Below are 451 nucleotides of genomic sequence, written 5' to 3'. Positions count from 1 at the left end.
GACATACGTCCAGATATATCCTGTTTTCGCCTTCTTCCTGCCCGGTGCCAGCACTTTTACTGGTGTGTCATCAGTGTGAACTTTGCGGCTGTTCATTACATAACGGTACAGAGCATCATTCAGCGGCGTCATTAACTGGCAGCACGCGTCAACCAAGTTGGAGAGTAATGCACGGCTCAGTTCGACACCCTGACGGGCAAAAATTTCACTCTGACGATACAGTGGCAGGTGTTCGCAGTATTTTCCCGTTAACACGCGCACGCGGGCAAGTAACCCCGGGCCCGCGATACCACGCTCTATCGGACGGGATGGTGCCGGTGCTTCAACGATTCAGTCACATTTTGTACAGGCTTTTTTTTACCCGTTCTGTGCGGATCACTTTCAGAGCGCTGCTCACCAGTTCCAGTTGTTCTGCGCTGACTTCCCCCAGATAATCCAGCTCACCGCCACA

1 pseudogene is annotated in these 451 nt (G+C 52.5%); it reads right to left on the bottom strand.

Annotated elements, in window-relative coordinates:
* Positions 1 to 451, bottom strand: a pseudogene (locus tag BHE85_RS18530) (IS66 family transposase); the annotation flags it as partial.

It is taken from the genome of Shigella sp. FC1567 (genome assembly GCF_001743015.1).
GTDB classification, from domain to species: Bacteria; Pseudomonadota; Gammaproteobacteria; order Enterobacterales; family Enterobacteriaceae; genus Escherichia; species Escherichia coli.
This window is presented reverse-complemented; position numbering and strand designations above follow the sequence as displayed.